Below are 24,997 nucleotides of genomic sequence, written 5' to 3' on the forward strand. Positions count from 1 at the left end.
CGGTCGGCCCAACGGCGCGGGCGGCTGGCCGCGGTGGCGTTGAACTAGGCTTCGTGGTCGTGTCACAGATCTCTCGAGACGAGGTTGCCCACCTGGCGCGGCTGGCTCGGCTCGCCCTCACCGACAGTGAACTCGACAGCTTCGCCGATCAGCTCGGGGCCATCCTCGGCCATGTCAGCAAGATCGCGGCCGTCGACGTCACGGGCGTCGACGCCACCGACAACCCGCTGAAGGATGTCAACGTGTTCCGCCCCGATGACGTGCGACCTGGGCTGGAACAGGAACAGGCACTGAGTCAGGCGCCACGCGCCGAGGAGGGCCGGTTCGCGGTGCCGCGCATCCTGGGAGAGCCCGAATGAGCGAGTTGATCAGGCTCGACGCGGCCACGCTGGGTGCCAAGATCGCGGCCAAGGAAGTGTCGTCGACCGAAGCGACCCAGGCCTGCCTCGATCAGATCGCCGCCACCGACGGGGAGTTCCACGCGTTCCTGCACGTCGCCACCGAGCGCGCGCTGGATGCCGCCGCGGCCGTCGACAAAGCGGTCGTCGCGGGGGAGCAGCTGCCCTCGCCGCTGGCCGGGGTTCCGCTGGCGCTCAAGGACGTGTTCACCACCACCGACATGCCCACCACCTGCGGGTCGAAGATCCTCGACGGCTGGATGTCACCCTACGACGCGACCGTCACCGCGCGGCTGCGCGCCGCCGGCATCCCGATCCTGGGCAAAACCAACATGGACGAATTCGCGATGGGGTCCTCGACCGAGAACTCGGCCTATGGACCCACCCGCAACCCGTGGAACGTCGACCGGGTGGCCGGCGGCTCCGGTGGCGGAAGCGCCGCTGCTCTGGCCGGGTTTCAGGCGCCGCTGGCGATCGGCTCGGACACCGGTGGATCCATCCGTCAGCCCGCGGCACTGACCTCGACCGTCGGGGTCAAGCCGACTTACGGCACGGTGTCGCGCTATGGCCTGATCGCGTGCGCCTCATCGCTGGATCAGGGTGGTCCGTGCGCGCGCACCGTGCTCGACACCGCGCTGTTGCACGCGGTGATCGCCGGACATGATCCGCGCGATTCGACCTCGGTGGATGTGCCCGTGCCCGACGTCGTGGCCGCAGCGCGTACCGGGGCCGCCGGAGACCTCACCGGTGTGCGCGTCGGGGTGGTCAAGCAACTGCGCAGTGGAGAGGGTTATCAACCCGGGGTGCTGAACTCGTTCACCGCCGCTGTCGATCAGCTGACCGCGCTGGGCGCGCAGGTCACCGAAGTGGATTGCCCGCACTTCGATTACTCGCTGCCGGCCTACTACCTGATCCTGCCCTCCGAGGTGTCGTCGAACCTGGCCAAGTTCGATGGTATGCGCTACGGACTGCGCGTCGGTGACGACGGGACCCATAGTGCCGAAGAGGTGATGGCGCTGACCCGCGCGGCCGGCTTCGGTCCAGAAGTCAAGCGGCGCATCATGATCGGCGCCTACGCGCTGTCGGCGGGCTACTACGACGCCTACTACAACCAGGCCCAGAAGGTGCGCACGTTGATCGCGGGCGACCTGGAGAAGGCTTACCAGAGCGTCGACGTGTTGGTTACCCCGACCACGCCTTCCACGGCATTTCGCCTCGGGGAAAAGGTCGATGACCCGCTCGCGATGTACCTGTTCGACCTGTGCACGCTACCGCTGAATCTGGCCGGGCACTGCGGGATGTCGGTGCCCTCGGGCCTCAGTGATGACGACGGGCTGCCCGTCGGCCTGCAGATCATGGCGCCGGCGCTGGCCGACGACCGGCTCTACCGCGTGGGTGCCGCCTATGAAGCTGCTCGCGGTCCGCTGCCGACCGCGCTCTGAAAGGGGAGGATGGGCACATGCGTATCGGAGTGCTGACCGGCGGCGGTGACTGTCCTGGCTTGAATGCGGTGATCCGGGCGGTGGTGAGAACCTGCGACGTGCGCTACGGCTCGTCGGTCGTGGGCTTTCAGGACGGCTGGCGGGGCCTGCTGGAGAACCGCCGCATCCAGCTGAAGAACGACGACCGCAACGACCGGCTGCTGGCCAAGGGCGGCACCATGCTCGGCACCGCTCGGGTCAATCCTGACAAGCTGCGCGCCGGTCTGGACCAGATCAAGCAGACCCTCGAGGACAACGGCATCGATGTGTTGATCCCGATCGGCGGTGAGGGCACGCTGACCGCAGCGCACTGGCTGTCGGAAGAGGATGTCCCGGTCGTCGGGGTGCCCAAAACGATCGACAACGACATCGACTGCACTGATGTCACGTTCGGCCATGACACCGCGTTGACCGTGGCAACCGAGGCCATTGACCGGTTGCACAGCACCGCGGAGTCCCACCAGCGTGTGATGTTGGTCGAGGTGATGGGCCGCCACGCCGGCTGGATCGCGCTCAACGCGGGGCTGGCCACGGGCGCGCACATGACGTTGATTCCCGAACAGCCGTTCGACGTCGAGGAAGTCTGCCGACTGGTCAAAGAGCGCTTCGTGCGTGGAGATTCGCACTTCATCTGCGTGGTCGCCGAGGGGGCCAAACCCGCCGAGGGATCGATGCAGCTGCGTCAGGGGGGTGTCGACGAGTTCGGTCACGAGCGTTTCACCGGGGTCGCGCAGCAGTTGGCGATGGAGGTGGAGAAGCGGATCAACAAGGAGGTCCGGGTGACCGTGCTGGGGCACGTGCAGCGCGGCGGTACGCCAACAGCCTACGACCGGGTGCTGGCCACCCGCTTCGGCGTCAACGCCGCTGACGCCGCGCACGCCGGCGAGTACGGAATGATGGTGTCGCTGCGCGGGCAGGACATCGGACGGGTTCACCTGGCCGACGCCGTACGCCAGCTCAAGCTGGTGCCGCAGAGCCGCTACGACGACGCCGCCGAGTTCTTCGGCTGAGATTGCACCCGCGAGCAGACGCGTAGCCCCCTGAATCGCGGCCATTTCGGGGGCGTCCGCGTCTGCTCGCCGGACAACGGCGACCCATTAGGATCAGGGCATGTCTGTCGCTACCGCTGATCTGCTGGACTACGAGGAGGTCGTCGCCGCCTTCGAGCCTGTGATGGGCATGGAGGTGCACGTCGAGCTCTCCACGGCCACCAAGATGTTCTGCGGGTGCGCCAATAGGTTCGGCGCCGAGCCCAACACCCAGGTGTGCCCGGTATGCCTGGGACTGCCGGGTTCGTTGCCTGTGCTCAACCAGGCCGCCGTGGAGTCGGCGATCCGCATCGGACTCGCGCTGAACTGCGAGATCGCTTCGTGGTGCCGGTTCGCCCGGAAGAACTACTTCTACCCCGATCAGCCGAAGAACTACCAGATCTCCCAATACGACGAGCCGATCGCGTTCAACGGATATCTCGATGTCCCGCTGGAGGACGGCAGCACCTGGCGCGTCGAGATCGAGCGGGCACACATGGAGGAAGACACCGGCAAGCTGACGCACCTGGGCAGCGACACCGGCCGGATCGCCGGGGCCACCACCTCACTGGCCGACTACAACCGCGCCGGTGTGCCCCTCATCGAGATCGTGACCAAACCGATCGAAGGAGCGGGTGAGCGCGCCCCGGAGATCGCCCGCGCCTACGTCACCGCGCTGCGGGATCTGTTGCGCGCGCTGGATGTTTCCGATGTCCGGATGGATCAGGGTTCTATGCGCTGCGATTCCAACGTCTCGCTGCGCCCACTCGGCCAGGCCGAGTTCGGTACCCGCACCGAGACCAAGAACGTCAACTCGCTCAAGAGTGTCGAGGTGGCGGTCCGTTACGAGATGCGCCGCCAGGCAGCCATTTTGGCCTCCGGGGGCCAGGTGCTACAGGAGACGCGACACTTCCACGAGGACGGTCACACCTCTGCCGGCCGTAGCAAGGAAGAGGCGCAGGACTACCGTTACTTCCCTGAACCCGACCTCGAGCCGGTGGCGCCCAGCCGCGAGCTCGTCGAGCGACTCCGCCAGACCATCCCCGAGCTTCCGTGGTTGGTGCGCAAGCGTATTCAGCAGGACTGGGGCATCTCAGACGAGGTGATGCGCGACCTGGTCAACATCGGAGCGCTGGACCTCATCGCCGCAACGGTCGAGCACGGCGCCACCAGTGACGCTGCGCGCGCGTGGTGGGGCAACTTCCTGGTGCAGAAGGCCAATGAGCAGGCCGTGGCGCTGTCCGACCTACCGATCACCCCGGCCCAGGTGGCGACCGTGGTCAAGCTTGTTGACGAGGGCAAACTGTCCAACAAGCTGGCTCGTCAGGTCGTCGAGGGCGTCCTGGCCGGCGAGGGTGAGCCCGAGCAGGTGATGACCGACCGGGGCCTGGCCGTGGTGCGCGACGACTCGCTGATCCAATCCGCGGTCGACGACGCGCTGGCCGCCAACCCCGACATCGTCGAGAAGATCCGCGGCGGCAAGGTCGCGGCTGCCGGCGCCATCGTCGGCGCAGTGATGAAGGCGACCAAGGGACAGGCTGACGCCGCGCGGGTGCGCGAACTGGTCATGGCGGCGTGCAATTAGCCGTTGACGGGGCAACAGCTACCGGCCGGACCCACGATCACGTCAGGTCAACTCGTCGCGGGTGCGCGGGAAGCCGCCTTGCGGGAACAGCGGGAAAACCACGTCATCGAGACTCTCGGCGTCCCCGGCGGTCTTGTTGATGGTGGCGCCCCAGACATTGCCGTCCGGTGAAACCTGCAGCGCCCATGCATGACCGCGCAGGTCCTGTCGGACCACCTCGGGCTCGCCGGTGACCGCGCCGGTGTCGGCGGCCAACCGCACCGCGACCGTCTGTTTGGTGTCGACCAGGTTCACCAACACGGTGCCGTCCAGCGCCGCACATCCGGCCACGCCGGGACGATCCGGCCACGTCCACACCGTCGAGACTTCCGAATCCTTGGTGATGCGCTGCAGGCGGTCTGCCGTCGGGGTGCGGTCGGTGACATAGAGAGAGTCGTCGGACGGGTCCTTGCATATCCCGCCACCGGCACCCAGACCCGACAGCGCCGTGGTGGTGGGCGCCTGGTTGACCGTCGTCGGCTGCTCGATGCGCAGCAGCTTGCCGGCCATCGAATTCGGATCGGCTGCCAGACCCGGGTCCCCGGCGTCGCCGGTCTGCACCAGCAAGGTGGTGCGGCTGGTGAAGATCAGCGAGCCGGCATTGCCGGTCGCACCCTTCGGGATTCCGGTCAGGATCGGCTTGGGGACGTCGCCGTCGGCGATCCGGATAACCTGGTTGTCGGTCGGAGTGCTGACGTAGGCGTACATCAGCCGGTCCTGGGCGTAGGTCGGCGACAACACGATGTCCATCAGCCCACTGTCGGGGCCACCGTCGACCGGGATGACGGTCTTGACCTTCGGCTCGGCGCGCACCGAGATCTCCTTGACCGCGCCGGTGGTGCGTTCGGCCACCAGGGCCGACTTGCTGTCCGGCAGCATGATCAGCCCGCTGGTGCTCTCCAGACAACCCTGCATGACGCCCGGGGCCGGACACTCCTTCGGGAAGGGCACGGCGGGCAGCGGCGGCGGTGGTGGCGGCGTCGAGGTCGGGCCCGGGGCCAACTTGGGCTGGGTGGTGAACGGCTGCGACTGCGCGGAATCAAAGCGTGCACATCCCACGGTGAGCACGGCGGCACTCAGCACAACGACGAATGCCCGCAACGGCCGGCGCTGACTCATGCAGGCCAGATTACGGATCGCCGAGCACTGCCCGCCACGCGCGCCTCGGCGACCTGCCCGCGACCTGCAATGCAACCGGAAAACACGTGCTCAACGCGCCGGGTCAATTCCCGGCCGCGGGTCCAGTAGCCCTTACCCTGGCTCTTGTGACCAGTCCCCATGAATCCGGACTCTGGCAGCGGCCCGACGACTCCAGCGGTCGTCCCGCGTCGGCCCGCCTGGTCGACCCCGAAGACGATCTCGCCTCGCCGCACTACGGCGGCGACCTGGAGACCACCGCGATTCCGCGCTACGACGTGGGCAAACCGGCCGGTGTCGCGCCGTTCAGCCTGAGCAACGATCCCGGCCCGCTGCCGTACGTGCAGCCAGGGGCGGGCCTGGCCGCCGGCGCCTACGGCACCCCGGCGGCCCCCGCCGAGGTGGCGGTCGACGAGTCCCGCCGCGACGGTGATCGCCGAGGCACCCAGAACCTCGGCCTGCTGCTGCTGCGCGTCGCGGTCGGGGCGTTGCTGATCGTCCACGGTCTGCAGAAGATGTTCGGCTGGTGGGGCGGTGAGGGCCTGGCCGGTTTCCGGGAGTATCTGACCGATATCGGCTTCCGGCACGCCGACATTCTCAGCTACGTCGCCGCGGGCGGACAGATCGCCGCGGGCATCCTGCTGATCCTTGGCGTGTTCACCCCCGTCGTCGCCGCCGGGGCGCTGGCCTACCTGGTGACGGCGATCCTCGCCGAGGTCATGGATGCGCGCAGCGAGGCACGGCTCTCGGCGTTCCTGGCCGACGGACACGGGTATGAGGTCGTGTTGCTGCTGGTGGTCGCTGCGCTGGTGCTGATCGGTCCCGGCCGCTACAGCCTGGACCGCAGCCGCGGTTGGGCGCGACGTCCGTTCATCGGTTCCTTCGCCGCGCTGGTGCTCGGAGTTGCCGCCGGCATTGCGATCTGGATCCTCCTCAACGGAGCCAACCCATTGGGTTGAGCGCTACTCGTAGGGGTTGGGCACCCGGCCGCCGGACACGGCAGTCAGCGACGGCAGCGTGTTGAACGTCACCGCCGGCAACATCACCTCCGAGCCGTCGTGGCGACGCGCCATCGCCCACATTCTCCTGCCGAACCGCAACCCGTCGATGTCGTCCCAGCGAATCGTCTGACTGCCCGTCAACGTCCGCGCCGTAACGGTCTCGCGGTCCGCGGTGGTCCGGTACCGCGCGATCGCCACCGACAGCCCCGCCGGTATCAGCAGGAGCAGCGCGGCCCACGGCGGGCTGGCCAGCACCACCGAAAATAGGGCGAACGCCAGCAACAGCACCGCCAGATGGGCCATCGGGGAGATCTTGATGACGATGGGCGCCTCCATCGACGGTTCTGCCATGAGGCCATCATCGCACCGGCCCGACCGGGGCTCGGCGCGGTGCTGACCCGGCAGGCAGATTTGACCGCGGGCCAGGTCGGCGGCTACCGTCGTCTGCTATGCAGACCCCCGGCATGCTCGTAGTAATTGGGTTGCGCGTTGATTCCGCGCTAGCCCCAGCTAGGGCATAGCACAACCGGATCGACGCGCAACCCTCGTACAGCCGCTGGGCTGACGGGGGTTTTTTGTTGCCCAGCACCGTCAGGATTCGCACGAGCAGGCCACACCGGCCAGAAGGATCAAGAGGACATCGTGAGCGCACCCACGACACGACCCCCCGAACAGTCGGCGACCCCGGCCAACGGGACCCAGACACCGGGCACCCACAAGGTGAATGCCGATATCGGCTCCGGTTCTGCAGGGCAGCCCAGAAAGGTTGCCCCGCAACAACTCACCGGCGCACAGGCGGTGGTGAGGTCTTTGGAGGAACTCGACGTCGACGTCATCTTCGGCATCCCCGGCGGCGCCGTCCTCCCGGTCTACGACCCGCTGTTCGACTCGCAGAAGGTGCGGCACGTGCTGGTCCGCCACGAACAGGGTGGCGGACACGCGGCCAGCGGTTACGCCCACGCCACCGGCCGGGTGGGGGTGTGTATGGCCACCTCGGGTCCGGGTGCGACCAACCTGGTCACGCCGCTGGCCGACGCCTACATGGATTCCATCCCGGTGGTCGCGATCACCGGCCAGGTCGGCCGCGGGCTGATCGGCACCGACGCGTTTCAGGAGGCCGACATCTCCGGCATCACGATGCCGATCACCAAGCACAACTTCCTGGTCCGTGACGGTGACGACATCGCTCGTGTGATCGCCGAGGCGTTCCACATCGCCGCCAGCGGGCGTCCCGGGCCGGTGCTGGTCGACATCCCCAAGGACGTGCTGCAGGGGGAGTGCACCTTCAGCTGGCCTCCGCAGTTCGAGCTGCCCGGGTACAAGCCCAACACCAAGCCGCACAACCGGCAGGTGCGAGAAGCGGCCAAGCTCATCGCCGCGGCCCGCAAGCCGGTGCTCTATGTGGGCGGCGGCGTGATCCGCGGCGAGGCCTCCGAGCAGTTGCTCGACCTGGCCGAGCTGACCGGAATCCCGGTGGTCACCACGCTGATGGCGCGCGGCGCTTTCCCCGACAGTCATCCGCAGAATCTGGGGATGCCCGGGATGCACGGCACCGTCTCGGCGGTGGCCGCACTGCAGCGCAGCGATCTGCTGATCGCGCTGGGCACCCGCTTCGACGACCGCGTCACCGGCAAGCTGGATTCGTTCGCTCCCGATGCCAAGGTCATCCACGCCGACATCGACCCCGCGGAGATCGGCAAGAACCGGCACGCCGACGTGCCGATCGTCGGTGACGTCAAGGCGGTGATCGCTGACCTGATCGAGGCCCTCCGCAGGGACGACGCGCTGGGCTCGATCCAGATCGATGCCTGGTGGGAGTACTTGCGCGGACTGCAGACCACCTACCCGCTGAGCTACGGGCCGCAGAGCGACGGCAGCCTGTCCCCGGAGTACGTCATCGAGACGCTGGGCAAGATGGCCGGCTCGGACGCGATCTACGTCGCCGGCGTGGGCCAGCACCAGATGTGGGCAGCGCAGTTCATCTCCTACGAGAAGCCCAAGACGTGGCTGAACTCGGGCGGTCTGGGCACCATGGGTTACGCCGTTCCGGCGGCCATGGGCGCCAAGATGGGCTGCCCCGACAGCGAGGTGTGGGCCATCGACGGCGACGGCTGCTTCCAGATGACCAACCAGGAACTGGCCACCTGTGCGATCGAGGGTGTGCCGATCAAGGTCGCGCTGATCAACAACGGCAACCTCGGCATGGTGCGCCAATGGCAGACCCTGTTCTACGAGGAGCGCTACAGCCAGACCGATCTGGCCACCCACAGCCGCCGCATCCCGGACTTCGTCAAGTTGGCCGAGGCTCTCGGCTGTGTCGGTTTGCGCTGTGAACGCGCCGAGGACGTGGCCGACGTCATCGCCGAGGCCCGGGCGATCAATGACCGGCCGGTGGTGGTGGAGTTCATCGTGGGAGCCGATGCCCAGGTGTGGCCTATGGTTGCGGCCGGCACCAGCAACGACGAGATTCAAGCGGCACGGGGTATTCGGCCGCTGTTCGACGACCCGGAAGAGGGCCACGCGTGATGAGCGCTTGCGCGAAGAACGGAGAACTGTGATGAGCGCTTGCGCGAAGAACGGAGAACTGTGATGAGCGCTTGCGCGAAGAACGGAGAACTGTAATGGGCACCAACGAATCCCGGCGCACGCACACGCTGTCGGTGCTCGTCGAGGACAAGCCCGGCGTGCTGGCCCGGGTGGCCTCGCTGTTCTCCCGCCGCGGATACAACATTCAGTCGCTTGCGGTCGGTGCCACCGAACAGAAAGACCTGTCGCGGATGACCATCGTCGTCGACGTCGAAGACTCACCGTTGGAACAGATCACCAAGCAGCTCAACAAGCTGATCAACGTCATCAAGATCGTCGAGCAGGAGGACGAGAACTCCGTCGCCCGCGAGCTGGCGCTGATCAAAGTCCGAGCCGACGCGGTGACCCGCGGTCAGGTCATCGAAGCGGTGAACCTGTTCCGGGCGAAGGTCGTCGACGTGTCCAACGAGTCGCTGACCATCGAGGCCACCGGGACACCGGGCAAGCTGGAGGCCCTGCTGCGGGTGCTCGAGCCCTACGGTATCCGTGAGATCGTGCAGTCCGGTGTGGTGTCGCTGTCGCGCGGCCCGCGCGGCATCACCACCAAATAAGCCAGGGGGCGTGCGCTCCCGACAGATCTGAGATCACAACACAAGAAGGAAGATTCACGAATATGGCAGTTGAGATGTTCTATGACGACGACGCGGACCTGTCGATCATCCAGGGCCGCAAGGTCGGCGTCATCGGCTACGGCAGCCAGGGCCACGCGCACTCGTTGAGCCTGCGCGACTCCGGTGTGCAGGTGAAGGTCGGTCTCAAAGAAGGTTCCAAGTCCCGCGACAAGGTCACCGAGCAGGGCCTGGAGGTCGACACCCCGGCCGAGGTGGCCAAATGGGCCGACGTGATCATGCTGTTGGCGCCCGACACCGCGCAGGCCGAGATCTTCACCAATGACATCGAACCCAACCTGACCGACGGCAACGCGCTGTTCTTCGGCCACGGGCTGAACATCCATTTCGATCTGATCAAACCGCCGGCCAACGTCACCATCGGCATGGTCGCCCCGAAGGGACCCGGCCACCTGGTGCGTCGCCAGTTCGTCGACGGCAAGGGTGTGCCGTGCCTGATCGCCATCGACCAGGACCCCAAGGGTGAGGGGCAGGCGTTGGCGCTGTCTTACGCCAAGGGCATCGGCGGTACCCGGGCCGGCGTCATCAAGACCACCTTCAAAGACGAGACCGAGACCGACCTGTTCGGTGAGCAGGCCGTGTTGTGCGGCGGCACCGAGGAACTCGTCAAGACCGGCTTCGACGTGATGGTCGAGGCGGGATATGCCCCCGAGCTCGCGTACTTCGAGGTGTTGCACGAGCTGAAGCTAATCGTCGACCTGATGTACGAGGGCGGTATCGCGCGGATGAACTACTCGGTGAGTGACACCGCGGAGTTCGGCGGGTACCTGTCGGGACCGCGGGTCATCGACGCCGACACCAAGAAGCGGATGCAGCAGATCCTGTCCGAGATCCAGGACGGCACCTTCGTCCGGCGACTGGTCGCCAACGTCGAGGGTGGCAACAAGGAACTCGAGGGTCTGCGTAAGCAGAATGCCGAGCATCCCATCGAGGTGACCGGGAAGAAGCTGCGTGACCTGATGAGCTGGGTCGACCGCCCGATCACCGAGACCGCCTGACCTTCCGCGGCCGAGACGGCCTCGTCGGTATCCTCGGTGTTCATGACGGGCCCTCCGACACCGGCGGACGCGCTGCTGGCCCGAGCCGGTGGGGTGCGCGGTTTGATCTACAGCGCGCTGCCGGTGCTGCTGTTCGCATCGGCCAACGCGCTGGCCGGGTTGACTGCGGCGCTGGTGGCGGCCACGGGAGCCGGTCTGGTGGTGCTGACCTGGCAGCTGTGGCGCCGCGAGTCGATCCGGCCGGCCCTGTGGGGGTTTGCCGGCGTCGCGGTCGGTGTGGTGTTTGCGTTGGTCACCGGCCGTGCCAAGGATTTCTACCTGCCCGGCATCTGGATGTATCTGGGCATGGCCGTGCTGTTCACCTCTTCGGTTCTGGTGGGGCGGCCGCTGGTGGGTGTGGTGTGGGCGTGGATGACCGGTCGCGACGACAGCTGGCGGCGGGTGCGTCGCGTCCGGCGGGCTTTCGCATTGGTCACCCTGGCCATGGCAGCGGTGTCGGCCAGCCGCTTCGGCGTGCAGTACCACCTGTATGACACCGATCAGGAAGGACTGTTGGCGCTGGCACGGGTGGCGATGGGCTGGCCGGTATTCCTGGTCACCTCGACGCTGATCTATTTCGCGATCCGCACGGCGATGCGCACGCTGCCGCCCAAGGCGAAATCCGCTTGACCGTCAGGGTGCCAGCGGGGGGGCCCGGGTGATGCCGAACTCGCGGCGCAACACCGTGCGTGCCGCGAAATACCCTGCCATGCCGTGCACCCCGCTGCCGGGCGGGACCGCCGACGAGCACAGATAGGCCTTGTCGATCGGAGTCGACCACGGATTCCAGCGCAACGCGGGCCCGGTGACGGCGCTGAACATGTTCGCCCCGCCCACCCCGATGTCGCCGCCGACGAGGTTGGCGTTGTGATCGGACATGCGTGCAGCAGTCACGCTGCGCACCCCCACCACCAGGTCGCGGAAGCCGGGCGCGAACCGCTCGAACACCCCGGTGACGGTCTCGGCCATGTCGACGGTGGATCCGGACGGTACGTGGGCGTAGGTCCACAGCGGCCGGCGTCCCCGGCCGTCGATGCGTCCCGGATCGGTCAGGTGTGGCAGCGCGGCTAGGGTCATCGGCCAGTCGGCGTGACGTCCCGCGGCGATCTCGCTCTCGGCCTGCGCCATGGTGGCCCGGTCACCGCCGAGGTGAAGTGTCGGCGCCTGCGCCAGTCGGGGGTCCCGCCACGGGATGTCGCCGGAGAGGACGAAGTCGACCTTGGCTACCCCGGGCCCGTAGCGATAGCGACGCAGCACCTTGGCGTAGCCGGCCGGGACCGCATCACCGTAGATCCGCAACAGTGCGGTGGGCGCGGTGTCGTAGAGCACCACCCCGTCCGGCGGCCGGCTCACCTCCTCACCGACCACCAGCTCACCGCCGTGGGCTCGCAGGTCGGCCGCCAACGCGTCGGGGATCGATTGTGAACCCCCCGCCGGTATCGGCCATCCGGTGGCGTGTGCCAACGAAGCCAGCATCAGCCCCGCGCCGGCCGTCACCAGCGAGGGCATCTGCGAAATCGCATGTGCGGCTACGCCACTGAACAGCGCGCGAGCGTCCTGGCCGGCCAGGGTGTTCCACGCTGGGCTGCCCTGGAGCAACAACCGCGGCGCGAAGTGCAGCGCCGCGGTGATGCTGGGAGGTATCGAGCGCTTATCGCCGAGAATCAAACCGACGACGCCGTCGCTGTGGTCGGTCAGCGAGCCGAGCAGGCGGCGCCACGAGGCGCCGTTGTCGAGTTCGGCGCAGGTGCGGTCGATGTCGCGGTAGGCGATCGCGGCCGATCGACCGGGCAGCGGATTGGCATAGGAGATCTCGGGCACGTCTAGGGTCACCCCGCGGGCCTGAAGATCGAATGCGGCGAAGAACGGCGAGGCCAACCCCAGCGGATGGACTGCTGAACAGACGTCGTGGGCCACGTCGGGGAACTCCGGATCGGGCAGGGTGCGCGCGCCACCGCCGATCGTGGGCTGGGCCTCGACGACACGCACCGACAGACCTGCCCGTGCGCAAACCACGGCCGCTGACAGCCCGTTGGGGCCGCTTCCGACGACGGTGACGTCGACATCCATGCGTGTGTAGCCCCTGCCCTCGCGTCGCTCGACGGTACTGCCCGCTCCTGCCCTCACCGTCGAAACTACCGCCCTTTAGGCTGGGCGGGTGAGTCTGCCTGTTGTACTGATCGCCGACAAATTGGCCCAATCCACGGTGGAAGCGCTGGGGGACCAGGTCGAAGTCCGCTGGGTCGACGGCCCCGACCGGGAAAAACTGTTGACCGCGGTGGCCGACGCCGATGCGCTCCTGGTGCGCTCTGCGACGACCGTCGACGCCGAGGTTCTGGCCGCGGCGCCCAAACTCAAGATCGTCGCCCGCGCCGGCGTCGGCCTGGACAACGTCGACGTCGACGCCGCGACCGCGCGTGGGGTGCTGGTCGTCAACGCGCCGACGTCGAACATCCACAGCGCCGCCGAGCACGCCTTGGCGTTGCTGCTGGCCGCGGCGCGCCAAATTCCCGCTGCCGACGCCACGCTGCGCGAGCACACGTGGAAGCGGTCGTCCTTCTTGGGTACCGAGATTTTCGGCAAGACCGTCGGGGTGGTGGGTTTGGGCCGCATCGGGCAGCTGGTGGCCCAGCGGCTGGCCGCATTCGGCGCCCACGTGACCGCGTACGACCCGTATGTCTCCCATGCCCGGGCCGGGCAATTGGGCATCGAGTTGCTCCCCCTCGACGAGTTGCTCGAGCGCGCCGACTTCATCTCGGTGCATCTGCCCAAGACCAAGGAAACCGCGGGTCTGATCGGCAAGGAGGCGCTGGCCAAGACCAAGCCGGGTGTGATCATCGTCAATGCGGCGCGCGGTGGGCTGATCGACGAGCAGGCGTTGGCCGATGCGATCGTCGCCGGGCATGTGCGCGGCGCGGGTCTGGACGTGTTCGCCACCGAGCCGTGCACCGACAGCCCGCTGTTCGAGTTGCCGCAGGTGGTCGTGACTCCGCATCTGGGAGCGTCGACCGCCGAGGCCCAGGACCGCGCGGGCACCGACGTGGCGGCCAGCGTGAAGCTGGCACTGGCCGGTGATTTCGTACCCGATGCGGTCAACGTCGGTGGCGGTGTCGTCGGCGAGGAGGTGGCACCATGGCTGGACCTGGTGCGCAAGCTGGGCCTGCTTGCCGGTGTGCTTTCCAGCGAGGCGCCGGTGTCGTTGTCGGTCCGGGTGTGCGGCGAACTGGCGTCCGAGGATGTCGAGATTCTCAAGCTCTCTGCGCTGCGGGGACTGTTCTCCGCGGTGATCGAGAATCCTGTGACGTTCGTCAACGCACCGGCGATCGCGGCCGAGCGCGGCGTCGAGGCGTCGCTGTCCACCGTCACCGAAAGCCCGAACCACCGCAGCGTGGTCGATGTGCGGGCGGTCAGTGCCGACGGCGCGGCGGTGAACGTCGCCGGCACGCTGTCGGGACCGCAATTGGTCGAGAAGGTGGTGCAGATCAACAGCCGCAACTTCGACCTGCGTGCCGAAGGCGTCAACCTGATCATCAACTACGACGACCAACCCGGCGCGCTGGGCAAGATCGGCACCCTGCTCGGCGGGTCGGGCGTCAATATCCTTGCCGCCCAACTGAGTCAGGACGCCGACGGTGACGGGGCGACAATCATGCTCCGACTCGACCGGGAAGTGCCCGGCGACGTGCTGGACTCCATCGGCCGCGACGTGAGCGCGGCGACGCTGAGAGTGGTCGACCTGACATGACACAGAAGCTGCGATTGGGTGTCATCGCCGGCGACGGCATCGGGCCCGAGGTCGTCGGCGAGGCTCTCAAAGTCCTCGATGCGGTGTTACCCGACGTCGACAAGACCGAGTACGAACTCGGGGCCCGGCAGTACCACCGCACCGGTGAAGTGTTACCGGAGTCGGTCCTTGACGAACTGAAGCGCCACGACGCGATCCTGCTCGGTGCAATCGGTGATCCCTCGGTGCCCAGCGGGGTGTTGGAACGGGGGTTGTTGCTGCGCATCCGATTCGAACTCGACCACCACATCAATCTGCGGCCCGGGCGGCTCTACCCCGGAGTGGTCAGCCCGCTGGCCGGTAACCCCGAGATCGACTTCGTCGTCGTCCGAGAAGGTACCGAGGGGCCGTACACCGGCAACGGTGGCGCCATCCGGATCGACACTCCGCACGAAGTCGCCACCGAGGTCAGCGTCAACACCGCCTACGGCGTGCGCAGGGTGGTGCAGGACGCGTTCGGTCGCGCCATGCAACGCCGCAAGCACCTGACGCTGGTGCACAAGAACAACGTGCTGGCCTACGCCGGGTCGCTGTGGTGGCGCACCGTGCAGGCCGTCGCCACCGAGTATCCCGAGGTCGAGGTCGCCTATCAGCATGTCGACGCTGCAACCATCCACATGGTCACCGACCCGGGACGGTTCGACGTGATCGTCACCGACAATCTGTTCGGCGACATCATCACCGACCTGGCGGCCGCGGTCTGCGGCGGCATCGGACTGGCGGCCAGCGGCAACATCGATGCCACACTGACCAATCCGTCGATGTTCGAACCGGTCCACGGCAGCGCCCCCGACATCGCGGGGCAGGGGATCGCCGACCCCACCGCGGCAGTCATGTCGGTGTCGCTGCTGCTGTCGCACCTCGGTGAGATCGACAAGGCTGCCCGCGTCGACCGTGCCGTCGCCGAGCACCTGGCCACCCGCGGCGATGCGGCCCTGTCCACCACGCAGATCGGCGAGCGCATCCTCAGCAAGCTGTAGACGTTTTGCAGGTGGCGTCGCTGTCGCGGCAGTGCTGGCTGTTCGCCGTCGGCTCGTCGCTGTTCGCTGTGGCAACGATGCCGGGATTTCCCGCGTGGGCAGGTGCCGGAGCTGCCAACGTGGCCTGTTTCGTCGGGTCGTGGTTCTTCACGTCGGCGGCAGCCATGCAGCTGGCGTCGACGCGCCGCGTTGTCGCTCCCCTGGAATGGGCCAGCGCGGCAGTGCAATTCGTCGGCACCGTGCTGTTCAACGTGAGCACCGGCGCGGCGGTGTGGGCGCATGTGGTGGCCGAGGAGAGGCGCTTTGTCTGGACGCCCGACGCTGCCGGATCGGTCGCGTTCCTGGTCAGCGGTGTGCTGGCGATGACCGCAGTGACCGCCACCGCCGGGCTGCTCGCCCTGCGGTCCTGGGCCTGGGTGGCCGCTGCGCTCAACCTGATCGGTTGTATCGCGTTCGGTATCTCCGCGGCTGCGGCGTTCATCCGGCAGAGCGGGGTGACCGCCGACGAACGGTTGGCCAATCTGGGTACTTTCGTGGGAGCGCTGTGCTTTTTGGTCGCCGCGCTGGTGACGCTGCCCCGCGCGACGCGCACGGGGTGAGTCGGCCGCGTCAACGCCGACGTACGGGCACGGCTGGAACGGCCAGTAGCGGGAAGAGTGCGCACACCGCGAATGTCACTGAAAATCCGGCAATTCCGATCAGTCCGCCGAACAGCGGCGGAGCGATTCCCTGAGTCAGAAGTTGGCTGGTGTTCTGCGTACCCAGTGCACGCCCGCTCCAGAACGGGCCGGCGAACTCGGCGATCGCGGTGAAGGCCAAGCCGTTGTCGGACACGGTCAGCACCGAGGCCACCACCACCACCACCACGCTCAGCGGTGAGTCGAACCAGTTGGTGACGGCCAGCAGCGCCATCGACAGCGCTGCAGCGAGCGCGATGACGCGGATCGGGCGCAGCCGGGCGTCGAGCACGTCTGAAGACCGCCGCAGCACGCTGTCCGACCACCGGCCGGCGGTGACTCTGCCGGCGGCGCCGAGGAACTGAGCCGCCATCACCAGCACCCCTGCTGATCCCGGCGACCATCCGCGATCGGCGATCAGCCACACCAGGGTGAACGTCCAGATCAACACCTGGGGCACGACCAGCAGTACGGAGGTGATGTGAATCCGCACCAGCAGCGACGACCCGCGGTAAGGGTTGGCCAGGTCGTGCGCGTCGGCCTCGGCGCGGGGCGGCCGGGGCGGGTCGATCACCATCAGCACGCACATCACTGCCGCGACCGCGCACACCACCGCCGGGAACAACAGTGCAGCAGCGACTCCGGAGTACTCGGCCAGACGGGGGATGACCAATGCGCCGACGCCGACGCCCATCGGCTGCGCCGTCTGCCGGATTCCCATCACCAGGCCACGACGCTCGGCGTCGAACCATCCGACCACCAGCCGCGCGCTGGCGGTGTTGCTGCTTGCGGCGGCCATCCCGCCGAGGAACAGGAAAACGCCGGTGGTAACCAACGACTCCGCAGCGGCGGCGCCGAATCCGGCTGCGGCGGTCAGGGCCGAGCCCAGGGTCAGCACGATGCGTTCACCCACCCGGTCCACCACATAGCCCCAGGCGATCAACGTTGTGACCATGCCGAGGCTGGGAAGAGACGACATCAGACCCGCTGACGCCAGATCAAGTCCCCGCTGGTCGTGCAGTGTCGGAATGAGGAACGCCACACCGTTGATGAAGACGTTGGCGCACAGCGTCGCCAGCAGCGCCACCACCAGCATGGACCAGCGCCGTGAGGAGCTGATCGACGCCACGGCCATGCGGCCATGGTTTCACAGCAATCCCAAGATGCTGAACATCTGTCTCAGCATTCGAGAAGCTGGCGCGGAACCGGCCACTGCGGCGGTCCGCCCCGGGGCGGGCATTACGCTGAACCCATGCGTCTCGGCCGAATAGCCAGCCCCGACGGTGTCGCCTTTGTCGCCATCGAAGGTCCCCCCGACGATGCCGCCGAGGCGATCGCCCGGGAGATCGCCGAACACCCTTTCGGCACTCCGACGTTCACCGGCCGTCAGTGGCCGTTGGCCGATGTCCGGTTGCTCGCGCCGATCTTGGCCAGCAAGGTCGTCTGCATGGGCAAGAACTACGCCGCGCACATCGAGGAGATGGGCGGCGGCACCTTCGAGGACCCCATCATCTTCCTCAAGCCCAACACTGCGATCATCGGGCCCAATACCGCGATCCAGCTTCCCGCCGATGCCCACCCGGTGCATTTCGAAGGTGAGCTCGCCATCGTCATCGGCCGCCCCTGCAAGGACGTACCGGCTTCGCGCGCGGCCGAGAACATCCTGGGCTACACGATTGCCAACGATGTGTCGGCGCGCGATCAGCAGCAAAAGGACGGGCAGTGGATGCGGGCCAAGGGCCACGACACGTTCTGTCCGGTCGGGCCGTGGATCGACACCGACGTCGACCCGGGTGATCTGGAGATCCGAACCGAGGTCAACGGCGAGATCAAGCAGCGCAGTCGGACTGCGTTGATGATCCACGACGTCGGTGCGATCGTCGAGTGGGTGTCTGCGGTCATGACCCTGCTGCCCGGAGACCTGATCCTGACCGGCACCCCGGAAGGGGTCGGTCCGCTCGAACACGGCGATCAGGTCAGCATCACCGTCGAGGGTATCGGCACCCTGACCAATCCCGTTGTGCGGAAGGGAAAACAGTGACTGTCCGGGTGAGATTCTGTCCCTCTCCGACCGGGATCCCGCACGTCGGGTTGATCCGGACCGCGCTGTTCAACTGGGCCTACGCGCGCCACACCGGCGGGGTGTTCGTGTTCCGCATCGAGGACACCGACGCCCAGCGCGACAGCCAGGACAGTTACCTGGCTCTGCTCGACGCGTTGCGCTGGCTGGGCATGGACTGGGACGAGGGTCCGGAGGTCGGCGGACCCTACGGCCCCTACCGGCAGTCGCAGCGCCGGGAGATCTACACCGATGTGATCGCGCGCCTGCTGGCCTCCGGCGAGGCCTACGAGGCGTTCTCCACCGCCGACGAGGTGGAAGCCCGCCATGTCGCCGCCGGGCGAAACCCCAAGCTGGGCTACGACAATTACGACCGCGACCTCACCGACGAGCAGCGCGCCGAGTTCCGTGCGCAAGGCCGAGCGCCGGTGGTGCGGCTGCGGATGCCGGACACCGATCTGACGTGGAACGATCTGGTCCGCGGCCCGACCACGTTCCCGGCCGGTTCGATACCCGATTTCGCACTGACCCGGAGCACCGGCGAACCGCTCTACACCCTCGTCAATCCCGTCGACGACGCCATGATGAAGATCACACATGTGCTGCGGGGCGAGGATCTGTTGCCTTCCACGCCACGGCAGTTGGCCCTGTACGCAGCGTTGACCAGGATCGGCGTCACCGAGACGACACCACAGTTCGCGCATCTGCCGTCAGTACTGGGCGAGGGGAACAAGAAGCTCTCCAAACGAGACCCGCAGTCGAACCTGTTCCTGCACCGCGACCGGGGCTTCATTCCCGAGGGGCTACTGAACTACCTTGCGCTGCTGGGCTGGTCCATCGCCGATGATCGTGACATCTTCAGCCTGGAGGAGATGGTGGCAGCCTTCGATGTCGCCGACGTCAACTCGAATCCGGCCCGGTTCGACCAGAAGAAGGCCGACGCGCTCAATGCCGAGCACATCCGCTTGTTGAGCGAAGACGAGTTCTGTCGTCGGCTGGCCGGCTACTTCGCCGCCCACGGCCACCGCACCGGACTCGACGACGCGGGTTTCGCCGAGGCCTGTCGCCTGGTGCAGACGCGCATCGTCGTCCTCGGCGATGCGTGGGAACTGCTCAAGTTCCTCGATGACGGCGAGTTCGGACTCGACGAGAAGGCGGCCGGCAAGGAGCTGCGCGGTGCGGCAGTGCCGGTACTGACCGCCGCGCTCGCTGCGGTCGAGCCGCTCGAGCACTGGGATGCCGCGCATCTCGAAGACGCTCTGAAAACTGCCGTGGTGGACGGTTTGGAACTCAAACCGCGCAAAGCGTTCGGGCCGGTCCGGGTCGCGGTGACGGGGTCCTCGGTCAGCCCGCCGCTGTTCGAGTCCATGGAGCTGCTGGGCCGGCAGCGCAGCATCGAACGGCTACTGGCCGGGCGCGACTACGCTGCGGCGTCGGTGGCAGGGGAGGCGTGAAAAGCACCCCCCAACCTTTGGTAGTCTGCTCGTCGGCCCGTCAAAAGTCCCACCGCGGCCCCGCTGCGGTGTGATGGTCCGAAAAAGGCTCTGTGACCAGCGGTAACAGGTGCCTATTGGGGTATGGTGTAATTGGCAACACAGCTGATTCTGGTTCAGCCATTCTAGGTTCGAGTCCTGGTACCCCAGCGACTGAGGTGATTAGGTCAGCATTCTTCCGTCAGCTATGCTGACCCACCGAAGTGCAGTTCTGGCCCCCGTCGTCTAGCGGCCTAGGACGCCGCCCTCTCACGGCGGTAGCGTGGGTTCGAATCCCATCGGGGGTACGCATCGTAAGAACAACACAGGCTCTGGCCCGCAACGGGTGCAGGGCCTGTTTGTCTTACGGCGCGGTGGCGCCGGTCACAGGCGGCGCGTCAGCGCGTCAGCGGCGGCGACCAGGTCAGCGGCCCATCGTGCGCCGGGGCGCCGTCCCATCCGATCGATCGGCCCCGACACCGACACCGCGGCGATCACCGCGCCACGGCCGTCGCGCACCGGAGCCGAGACACTGGCCACCCCGGGCTCGCGCTCCGCGGCGCTCTGGGCCCATCCCCGCTTGCGGACCTCGGCCAGCGTCCGGTCGGTGAACTGCGCCGCCGGAAGCACGGCCTGTGCAGTGGCGGTGTCGGCGAAGGCCAGCAGCACCTTGGCTCCCGAGCCTGCGGTCATCGGCAGCCGAGCGCCCACCGGCACCGTATCGCGCAGCCCGGCAGGTGGTTCCAATGCCGCCACGCAGACCCGCGACGTGCCCTCCCGGCGGTACAGCTGCACGCTTTCCCCGGTCAGTTCACGTAGCCGGGGCAAAACGACCGCTCCGGCAGCCAGCAGCGGATCACGCACGTGGGCAGCCAGTTCCGACACCGCGGGGCCCAACCGCCACCGGCCGTCGGCGTCTCGGGTGAGGAATCGGTGAACTTCCAGGCCGACGGCCAGCCGATGTGCGGTGGCCCGCGGGAGTTGGGTCCGCTCGCACAGCTCGGCAAGGGTGCACGGGGACATGGCTACCGCATGCAATACCCCGATTGCTTTGTCCAACACGCCGATGCCGCTATCCTGTCCCATGGAGAGATATTAGCTTCCCAGAATGTGAGATCGTCAAGATGCTAACTGCAGGTACCCCCCGCACGCTCGCCGAGAAGGTCTGGAGCGATCACGTGGTCGTTTCCGGTGCCGGAGAGGGCGCCGCCCGCGAACCGGACCTGATCTACATCGACCTGCATCTCGTGCACGAGGTCACCAGCCCGCAAGCGTTCGACGGACTTCGGTTGGCCGGCCGGCAGGTGCGGCGGCCGGATCTGACCATCGCGACCGAAGACCACAACGTCCCGACCATCGACATCGACAAACCGATCGCCGACCCGGTCTCGCGCACACAGGTGGAGACTCTTCGGCGCAACTGCGCTGAGTTCGGCATCCGGCTGCATCAGATGGGCGATGTCGAACAGGGCATCGTTCACATCATCGGGCCGCAGTTGGGTTTGACCCAGCCGGGGATGACGGTGGTCTGCGGTGACAGTCACACCTCCACCCACGGTGCCTTCGGCGCTCTGGCCATGGGTATCGGGACCTCCGAGGTTGAGCATGTGCTTGCCACGCAGACACTTCCGCTGCGGCCTTTCAAGACCATGGCGGTCAACGTGGACGGCGTCCTACCGCCCGGTGTCAGCGCCAAGGACATCATCCTGGCCGTCATTGCCAAGATCGGGACCGGCGGCGGTCAGGGCTACGTCATCGAATACCGCGGCAGCGCCATCGAATCGCTGTCGATGGAGGGTCGGATGACGATCTGCAACATGAGCATCGAAGCCGGCGCCCGGGCCGGCATGGTGGCGCCCGATGACATCACTTTCGAGTTCCTGCGCGGCCGCCCGCATGCTCCGGCCGGTTCGGATTGGCAGGCCGCGGTCGACGAATGGCGCCGGCTGCGCACCGATGAGGGCGCCGAATTCGATGCCGAGGTCTACATCGATGCGTCGACCCTGAGCCCGTTTGTGACATGGGGCACCAATCCTGGTCAGGGAGTGCCGTTGGCCGAGGCCGTCCCTGATCCCGAGATGATGGCCGGCGAGGCAGACCGACAGGCTGCAGAAAAGGCACTGGCATACATGGGGCTTCGTGCGGGCACCCCCATGCGCGATATCGCCGTCGATACGGTCTTCGTGGGATCGTGCACCAACGGGCGAATCGAGGACCTGCGGGTGGTGGCCGACGTTCTGCGTGGGCGCCAGGTCGCCGACGGTGTGCGGATGCTGATCGTGCCCGGCTCGATGCGGGTGCGTGCTCAGGCTCAGGACGAAGGTCTCGACGAGATATTCCTTGCCGCTGGTGCCCAATGGCGCCAAGCCGGGTGTTCGATGTGCCTGGGCATGAATCCCGACCAACTCGCCCCCGGCGAGCGGTGCGCGTCCACATCCAACCGCAATTTCGAGGGCCGGCAAGGCAAAGGCGGCCGGACACACCTCGTCTCACCTGCGGTGGCTGCCGCCACCGCGGTGCGGGGCACGCTGTCCTCGCCCGCCGATCTGACACCGGCGGCTGCCGCGCCGCAGACAGGAGAACTGTGATGGATGCCTTCAGCACGCACACCGGGATCGGCGTCGCGCTGCGCCGGTCGAATGTCGACACCGACCAGATCATCCCGGCGGTGTACCTGAAACGGGTGACTCGAACGGGATTCGAGGACGGATTGTTCGCCGGATGGCGCTCCGACCCGTCGTTCGTGCTCAATCAGCCGCCCTTCGACAAGGGCTCGGTCTTGGTGGCCGGACCCGACTTCGGCACCGGGTCGTCGCGCGAGCACGCGGTCTGGGCGCTGATGGACTTCGGATTCCGGGTGGTCATCTCGTCGCGTTTCGCCGATATTTTCCGGGGCAATGCCGGCAAGGCGGGGCTGCTGGCCGCCGAAGTCGGCCAGGACGACGTCGAAATCTTGTGGAAGTTCATCGAGCAGCATCCCGGTGCGGAAATCACTGTGAATCTTCAAGATCGGACAATTGCCGCCGGAACCATCCTGGTGCCGTTCAATATTGATGACTACACCGCTTGGCGATTGCTGGAAGGTCTCGACGATATAGGCCTTACGCTGCGGAAACTGTCCGAAATCGAGGACTTCGAGACACGTCGGCCAGCCTGGAAACCCCAGACCCAGCCAGCCTGAGCGGACGCTTCGAACCGGCGCGAAACGCCGAAATCGCCCTCCCGCGATCTGCTTTTGATGGCCCCCGGTAGGAGAGTTTGCGCGGCAAGCGGATTGAAAAAAGTTCGCTAGCTTGCTTTGAAATTGCGCGTGGCTCTTGGAAATCAGCAGCCATTGGGTTTACCGTGTCCTCTAGTCGGTCCAAGGAGGGCCACTGTTATCCGGAGGTTTTGCATGAATAAAGCAGAGCTCATCGACGTACTCACGGAGAAATTGGGCTCGGATCGTCGGCAGGCAACTGCCGCCGTGGAGAACGTCGTCGACACCATCGTGCGCGCTGTGCACAAGGGCGACAGCGTGACCATCACCGGCTTCGGCGTTTTCGAGCAGCGTCGTCGTGCCGCCCGTGTCGCGCGCAACCCGCGCACCGGTGAGACGGTGAAGGTCAAGCCGACGTCGGTTCCGGCCTTCCGGCCCGGCGCCCAGTTCAAGGCCGTGGTGTCCGGCGCGCAGAAGCTTCCGGCCGAAGGGCCCGCAGTCAAGCGTGGCGTCACCGCCGGCAGCACTGCGCGTAAGGCTGCCAAGAAGGCTCCGGCTAAGAAGACGGCTGCCAAGAAGGCTGCGCCTGCCAAGAAGGCTCCGGCCAAGAAGACGGCTGCCAAGAAGGCTGCGCCTGCCAAGAAGGCTCCGGCCAAGAAGACGGCTGCCAAGAAGGCTGCGCCTGCCAAGAAGGCTCCGGCCAAGAAGACGGCTGCCAAGAAGGCTGCGCCTGCCAAGAAGGCTCCGGCCAAGAAGACGGCTGCCAAGAAGGCTGCGCCTGCCAAGAAGGCTCCGGCCAAGAAGACGGCTGCCAAGAAGGCTCCGGCCAAGCGCGGTCGCAAGTAATTCCGGTTCCACCTCACACGCCGCGGGTCACCGACCCGCGGCGTGTTGGTGTGTGGCCCCGGAAGGGTCAGCGAGGCCCGGCGGCGAGTCCGTGCGAGATGACCTGGCGTGTCACTTCTTCGGCGCCAGCGGACTGCTGAGGTGATCGGCGGCCACCAGGCGACCGTCCACCAGCGAAAGCACCCAGGTGCTGCCCTTACGGTTGCGCGACTTGTCGGGTCGCACACCGTCGCGTTCGCACCACCACGCGACGAGATCCGGGATCACCTCGCCCTGACTGCATATCACCGGTGTCCGGGCGCTATCGGCGATCTCAAGCAGCCGGTGCGCAGCGGCCTTCGGTTTGTCCGAGTAGGCCTCTTCGGTGAGCGCGCGCTCATCGCGAATGCTGACGCCCAGTTCCTCGGCCAGCGGGGCCAGCGTCTGCCGGCACCGGGTGCGGTCGGCGGCGAACAGTTCCTGTGCGCCGAAGGCGAGCAGCAGCCCGACCAGCGATTCGGCCTGCGCGCGACCATGCTTGTCCAGCGGACGGTTTCGATCATCTCCGCGGTACTTGGACTTGCTGCCGGCGGTGGCGTGCCGGACCACCAGCACCGTCTTGGTGTCGGCGGGCAGCTTGGCGAACCGGCGCAGTACCTTGCGGTCGTGTGGATAGCTCAGTTGGTCCATGGCCGGACCCACCGGTAGCCATTTGAGCTCATCGACTTCGTCGTTGACGGTGAAATCGCCGGTGCCGGCGCGCGCCGACCAATACCGGACCTTCTTGACGCCGTCGTCAACGGGATAGCTCACCGAGGCAAGCCGTCGACCCAGCCGGGACTGAAATCCGGTTTCTTCGGCGATCTCCCGGACCGCGGTGACCGGTTCGGTCTCACCGGGGTCGACCTTGCCCTTGGGCAGCGACCAGTCGTCGTAGCGCGGGCGGTGGATGACCGCGACTTCGGGTTCGGCTGTTGCGTCCTGAGGACGCCAGAGCACCGCCCCCGCGGCCAGCACGATGTTCTTCGTTGCGACAGGCTTCTTGGACACCTACTCCTCATCTTTCGGCGCACTGCGCAT

The 24,997-nt window shown here is 66.9% G+C and carries 23 protein-coding genes and 2 tRNA genes; 19 read left to right on the forward strand and 6 right to left on the reverse strand.

Annotation, left to right across the window (positions count from 1 at the left end; genetic code table 11):
* The first annotated feature begins 59 nt into the window (after nucleotides 1–59).
* From gatC to gatB, 4 genes are all read left to right on the forward strand, one after another.
* Nucleotides 60–359, forward strand: coding sequence for an Asp-tRNA(Asn)/Glu-tRNA(Gln) amidotransferase subunit GatC (gene gatC, locus KXD98_RS08975; RefSeq protein WP_260763436.1), 300 nt, complete (start codon nucleotides 60–62; stop codon nucleotides 357–359).
* Complete coding sequence (gene gatA, locus KXD98_RS08980) at nucleotides 356–1,840, forward strand: Asp-tRNA(Asn)/Glu-tRNA(Gln) amidotransferase subunit GatA (RefSeq protein WP_260763437.1); 1,485 nt, start codon at nucleotides 356–358, stop codon at nucleotides 1,838–1,840. Before gatC ends, gatA begins: the two co-directional genes overlap by 4 nt.
* A 17-nt stretch (nucleotides 1,841–1,857) precedes the next feature.
* Nucleotides 1,858–2,889, forward strand: coding sequence for an ATP-dependent 6-phosphofructokinase (locus tag KXD98_RS08985; protein WP_260763438.1), 1,032 nt, complete (start codon nucleotides 1,858–1,860; stop codon nucleotides 2,887–2,889).
* A gap of 100 nt (nucleotides 2,890–2,989) precedes the next feature.
* The gene (gene gatB / locus KXD98_RS08990; RefSeq protein ID WP_260763440.1) at nucleotides 2,990–4,492 is read left to right on the forward strand and encodes an Asp-tRNA(Asn)/Glu-tRNA(Gln) amidotransferase subunit GatB; all 1,503 of its coding nucleotides are present in this window, start codon (nucleotides 2,990–2,992) and stop codon (nucleotides 4,490–4,492) included.
* Nucleotides 4,493–4,534: 42 nt separating this feature from the next.
* Here gatB and KXD98_RS08995 read toward each other — a convergent pair whose 3' ends face one another.
* On the reverse strand, nucleotides 4,535–5,650 hold the full coding sequence (locus tag KXD98_RS08995; protein WP_260763442.1) for a PQQ-dependent sugar dehydrogenase: 1,116 nt from the start codon (nucleotides 5,648–5,650) through the stop codon (nucleotides 4,535–4,537).
* A 146-nt stretch (nucleotides 5,651–5,796) separates the two neighbouring features.
* On the opposite strand from KXD98_RS08995, the gene KXD98_RS09000 reads away from it, so the two are divergent.
* Entirely contained in the window at nucleotides 5,797–6,627 is an 831-nt protein-coding gene (locus tag KXD98_RS09000; protein WP_260763444.1) for a DoxX family protein, read from the forward strand.
* A 3-nt stretch (nucleotides 6,628–6,630) separates the two neighbouring features.
* Here KXD98_RS09000 and KXD98_RS09005 read toward each other — a convergent pair whose 3' ends face one another.
* Nucleotides 6,631–7,020: a PH domain-containing protein gene (locus KXD98_RS09005; RefSeq protein WP_260763446.1), complete on the reverse strand. Its 390-nt coding sequence runs from the start codon at nucleotides 7,018–7,020 to the stop codon at nucleotides 6,631–6,633.
* A gap of 291 nt (nucleotides 7,021–7,311) precedes the next feature.
* Between KXD98_RS09005 and KXD98_RS09010 the strand changes: the two genes are divergently transcribed.
* The 4 genes from KXD98_RS09010 to KXD98_RS09025 all read left to right on the forward strand — a co-directional run bounded on the left by KXD98_RS09010 (nucleotide 7,312) and on the right by KXD98_RS09025 (nucleotide 11,551).
* The gene (locus tag KXD98_RS09010) at nucleotides 7,312–9,195 is read left to right on the forward strand and encodes an acetolactate synthase large subunit (RefSeq protein WP_396882760.1); all 1,884 of its coding nucleotides are present in this window, start codon (nucleotides 7,312–7,314) and stop codon (nucleotides 9,193–9,195) included.
* Between the two features lie 95 nt (nucleotides 9,196–9,290).
* Nucleotides 9,291–9,806: an acetolactate synthase small subunit gene (gene ilvN / locus KXD98_RS09015; protein WP_260763448.1), complete on the forward strand. Its 516-nt coding sequence runs from the start codon at nucleotides 9,291–9,293 to the stop codon at nucleotides 9,804–9,806.
* A 74-nt stretch (nucleotides 9,807–9,880) separates the two neighbouring features.
* Complete coding sequence (gene ilvC, locus KXD98_RS09020) at nucleotides 9,881–10,882, forward strand: ketol-acid reductoisomerase (protein WP_260765084.1); 1,002 nt, start codon at nucleotides 9,881–9,883, stop codon at nucleotides 10,880–10,882.
* 42 nt (nucleotides 10,883–10,924) lie between these two features.
* Complete coding sequence (locus tag KXD98_RS09025) at nucleotides 10,925–11,551, forward strand: DUF3159 domain-containing protein (RefSeq protein WP_260763450.1); 627 nt, start codon at nucleotides 10,925–10,927, stop codon at nucleotides 11,549–11,551.
* A gap of 3 nt (nucleotides 11,552–11,554) precedes the next feature.
* Here KXD98_RS09025 and KXD98_RS09030 read toward each other — a convergent pair whose 3' ends face one another.
* Nucleotides 11,555–12,991, reverse strand: a complete 1,437-nt coding sequence (locus tag KXD98_RS09030) for an NAD(P)/FAD-dependent oxidoreductase (RefSeq protein WP_260765085.1) — start codon at nucleotides 12,989–12,991, stop codon at nucleotides 11,555–11,557.
* An 88-nt stretch (nucleotides 12,992–13,079) separates the two neighbouring features.
* Between KXD98_RS09030 and serA the strand changes: the two genes are divergently transcribed.
* From serA to KXD98_RS09045, 3 genes are all read left to right on the forward strand, one after another.
* Nucleotides 13,080–14,666: a phosphoglycerate dehydrogenase gene (gene serA / locus KXD98_RS09035; protein WP_260763452.1), complete on the forward strand. Its 1,587-nt coding sequence runs from the start codon at nucleotides 13,080–13,082 to the stop codon at nucleotides 14,664–14,666.
* An 8-nt stretch (nucleotides 14,667–14,674) separates the two neighbouring features.
* A complete protein-coding gene (locus tag KXD98_RS09040) occupies nucleotides 14,675–15,685 on the forward strand; it encodes a 3-isopropylmalate dehydrogenase (RefSeq protein WP_260765086.1) in 1,011 nt (336 codons plus the stop codon).
* A gap of 77 nt (nucleotides 15,686–15,762) precedes the next feature.
* Nucleotides 15,763–16,284: a YrhK family protein gene (locus KXD98_RS09045; protein WP_260765087.1), complete on the forward strand. Its 522-nt coding sequence runs from the start codon at nucleotides 15,763–15,765 to the stop codon at nucleotides 16,282–16,284.
* A 10-nt stretch (nucleotides 16,285–16,294) separates the two neighbouring features.
* Here KXD98_RS09045 and KXD98_RS09050 read toward each other — a convergent pair whose 3' ends face one another.
* Nucleotides 16,295–17,497: an MFS transporter gene (locus tag KXD98_RS09050; RefSeq protein ID WP_260763455.1), complete on the reverse strand. Its 1,203-nt coding sequence runs from the start codon at nucleotides 17,495–17,497 to the stop codon at nucleotides 16,295–16,297.
* 117 nt (nucleotides 17,498–17,614) lie between these two features.
* On the opposite strand from KXD98_RS09050, the gene KXD98_RS09055 reads away from it, so the two are divergent.
* The 4 genes from KXD98_RS09055 (at nucleotide 17,615) to KXD98_RS09070 (ending at nucleotide 20,201) form a co-directional block, all read left to right on the forward strand.
* Nucleotides 17,615–18,403, forward strand: coding sequence for a fumarylacetoacetate hydrolase family protein (locus tag KXD98_RS09055; RefSeq protein ID WP_260763456.1), 789 nt, complete (start codon nucleotides 17,615–17,617; stop codon nucleotides 18,401–18,403).
* Nucleotides 18,400–19,875 carry a glutamate--tRNA ligase gene (gene gltX, locus KXD98_RS09060; protein WP_260763458.1) on the forward strand — a complete coding sequence of 492 codons (1,476 nt, stop codon included), beginning with the start codon at nucleotides 18,400–18,402 and terminating at the stop codon, nucleotides 19,873–19,875. The genes KXD98_RS09055 and gltX overlap by 4 nt, the downstream gene beginning before the upstream one ends.
* Before the next feature lie 117 nt (nucleotides 19,876–19,992).
* A tRNA-Gln gene (locus KXD98_RS09065) sits at nucleotides 19,993–20,064 on the forward strand.
* A 64-nt stretch (nucleotides 20,065–20,128) separates the two neighbouring features.
* A tRNA-Glu gene (locus tag KXD98_RS09070) sits at nucleotides 20,129–20,201 on the forward strand.
* Between the two features lie 76 nt (nucleotides 20,202–20,277).
* Here KXD98_RS09070 and KXD98_RS09075 read toward each other — a convergent pair.
* The gene (locus KXD98_RS09075; protein ID WP_260763460.1) at nucleotides 20,278–20,979 is read right to left on the reverse strand and encodes an IclR family transcriptional regulator; all 702 of its coding nucleotides are present in this window, start codon (nucleotides 20,977–20,979) and stop codon (nucleotides 20,278–20,280) included.
* 38 nt (nucleotides 20,980–21,017) lie between these two features.
* On the opposite strand from KXD98_RS09075, the gene leuC reads away from it, so the two are divergent.
* From leuC to KXD98_RS09090, 3 genes are all read left to right on the forward strand, one after another.
* A complete protein-coding gene (gene leuC, locus KXD98_RS09080; protein WP_260763461.1) occupies nucleotides 21,018–22,481 on the forward strand; it encodes a 3-isopropylmalate dehydratase large subunit in 1,464 nt (487 codons plus the stop codon).
* Nucleotides 22,481–23,074 (forward strand): 3-isopropylmalate dehydratase small subunit, encoded by a 594-nt coding sequence (gene leuD, locus KXD98_RS09085; RefSeq protein ID WP_260763463.1) that lies wholly within the window; start codon nucleotides 22,481–22,483, stop codon nucleotides 23,072–23,074. Before leuC ends, leuD begins: the two co-directional genes overlap by 1 nt.
* A gap of 213 nt (nucleotides 23,075–23,287) precedes the next feature.
* Nucleotides 23,288–23,938: an HU family DNA-binding protein gene (locus tag KXD98_RS09090; protein WP_260763465.1), complete on the forward strand. Its 651-nt coding sequence runs from the start codon at nucleotides 23,288–23,290 to the stop codon at nucleotides 23,936–23,938.
* A gap of 111 nt (nucleotides 23,939–24,049) precedes the next feature.
* Here KXD98_RS09090 and KXD98_RS09095 read toward each other — a convergent pair whose 3' ends face one another.
* Entirely contained in the window at nucleotides 24,050–24,967 is a 918-nt protein-coding gene (locus KXD98_RS09095) for an NUDIX hydrolase (protein ID WP_260763467.1), read from the reverse strand.
* Nucleotides 24,968–24,997 lie beyond the last annotated feature (30 nt).

Origin of the sequence: Mycobacterium sp. SMC-4, assembly GCF_025263265.1 — a bacterium.
Taxonomy (GTDB): Bacteria; Actinomycetota; Actinomycetes; order Mycobacteriales; family Mycobacteriaceae; genus Mycobacterium.

Excerpts from the sequence above, each read along its gene's own strand:
- gatA (WP_260763437.1), top strand. The coding sequence starts at position 356 with ATGAGCGAGTTGATCAGGCTCGACGCGGCCACGCTGGGTGCCAAGATC.
- KXD98_RS08985 (WP_260763438.1), top strand. The coding sequence starts at position 1,858 with ATGCGTATCGGAGTGCTGACCGGCGGCGGTGACTGTCCTGGCTTGAAT.
- gatB (WP_260763440.1), top strand. The coding sequence starts at position 2,990 with ATGTCTGTCGCTACCGCTGATCTGCTGGACTACGAGGAGGTCGTCGCC.
- KXD98_RS08995 (WP_260763442.1), bottom strand. The coding sequence starts at position 5,650 with ATGAGTCAGCGCCGGCCGTTGCGGGCATTCGTCGTTGTGCTGAGTGCC.
- KXD98_RS09005 (WP_260763446.1), bottom strand. The coding sequence starts at position 7,020 with ATGGCAGAACCGTCGATGGAGGCGCCCATCGTCATCAAGATCTCCCCG.
- ilvN (WP_260763448.1), top strand. The coding sequence starts at position 9,291 with ATGGGCACCAACGAATCCCGGCGCACGCACACGCTGTCGGTGCTCGTC.
- ilvC (WP_260765084.1), top strand. The coding sequence starts at position 9,881 with ATGTTCTATGACGACGACGCGGACCTGTCGATCATCCAGGGCCGCAAG.
- KXD98_RS09025 (WP_260763450.1), top strand. The coding sequence starts at position 10,925 with ATGACGGGCCCTCCGACACCGGCGGACGCGCTGCTGGCCCGAGCCGGT.
- KXD98_RS09030 (WP_260765085.1), bottom strand. The coding sequence starts at position 12,991 with ATGGATGTCGACGTCACCGTCGTCGGAAGCGGCCCCAACGGGCTGTCA.
- KXD98_RS09045 (WP_260765087.1), top strand. The coding sequence starts at position 15,763 with ATGCCGGGATTTCCCGCGTGGGCAGGTGCCGGAGCTGCCAACGTGGCC.
- KXD98_RS09050 (WP_260763455.1), bottom strand. The coding sequence starts at position 17,497 with ATGGCCGTGGCGTCGATCAGCTCCTCACGGCGCTGGTCCATGCTGGTG.
- KXD98_RS09055 (WP_260763456.1), top strand. The coding sequence starts at position 17,615 with ATGCGTCTCGGCCGAATAGCCAGCCCCGACGGTGTCGCCTTTGTCGCC.
- KXD98_RS09075 (WP_260763460.1), bottom strand. The coding sequence starts at position 20,979 with ATGGGACAGGATAGCGGCATCGGCGTGTTGGACAAAGCAATCGGGGTA.
- leuC (WP_260763461.1), top strand. The coding sequence starts at position 21,018 with ATGCTAACTGCAGGTACCCCCCGCACGCTCGCCGAGAAGGTCTGGAGC.
- leuD (WP_260763463.1), top strand. The coding sequence starts at position 22,481 with ATGGATGCCTTCAGCACGCACACCGGGATCGGCGTCGCGCTGCGCCGG.
- KXD98_RS09090 (WP_260763465.1), top strand. The coding sequence starts at position 23,288 with ATGAATAAAGCAGAGCTCATCGACGTACTCACGGAGAAATTGGGCTCG.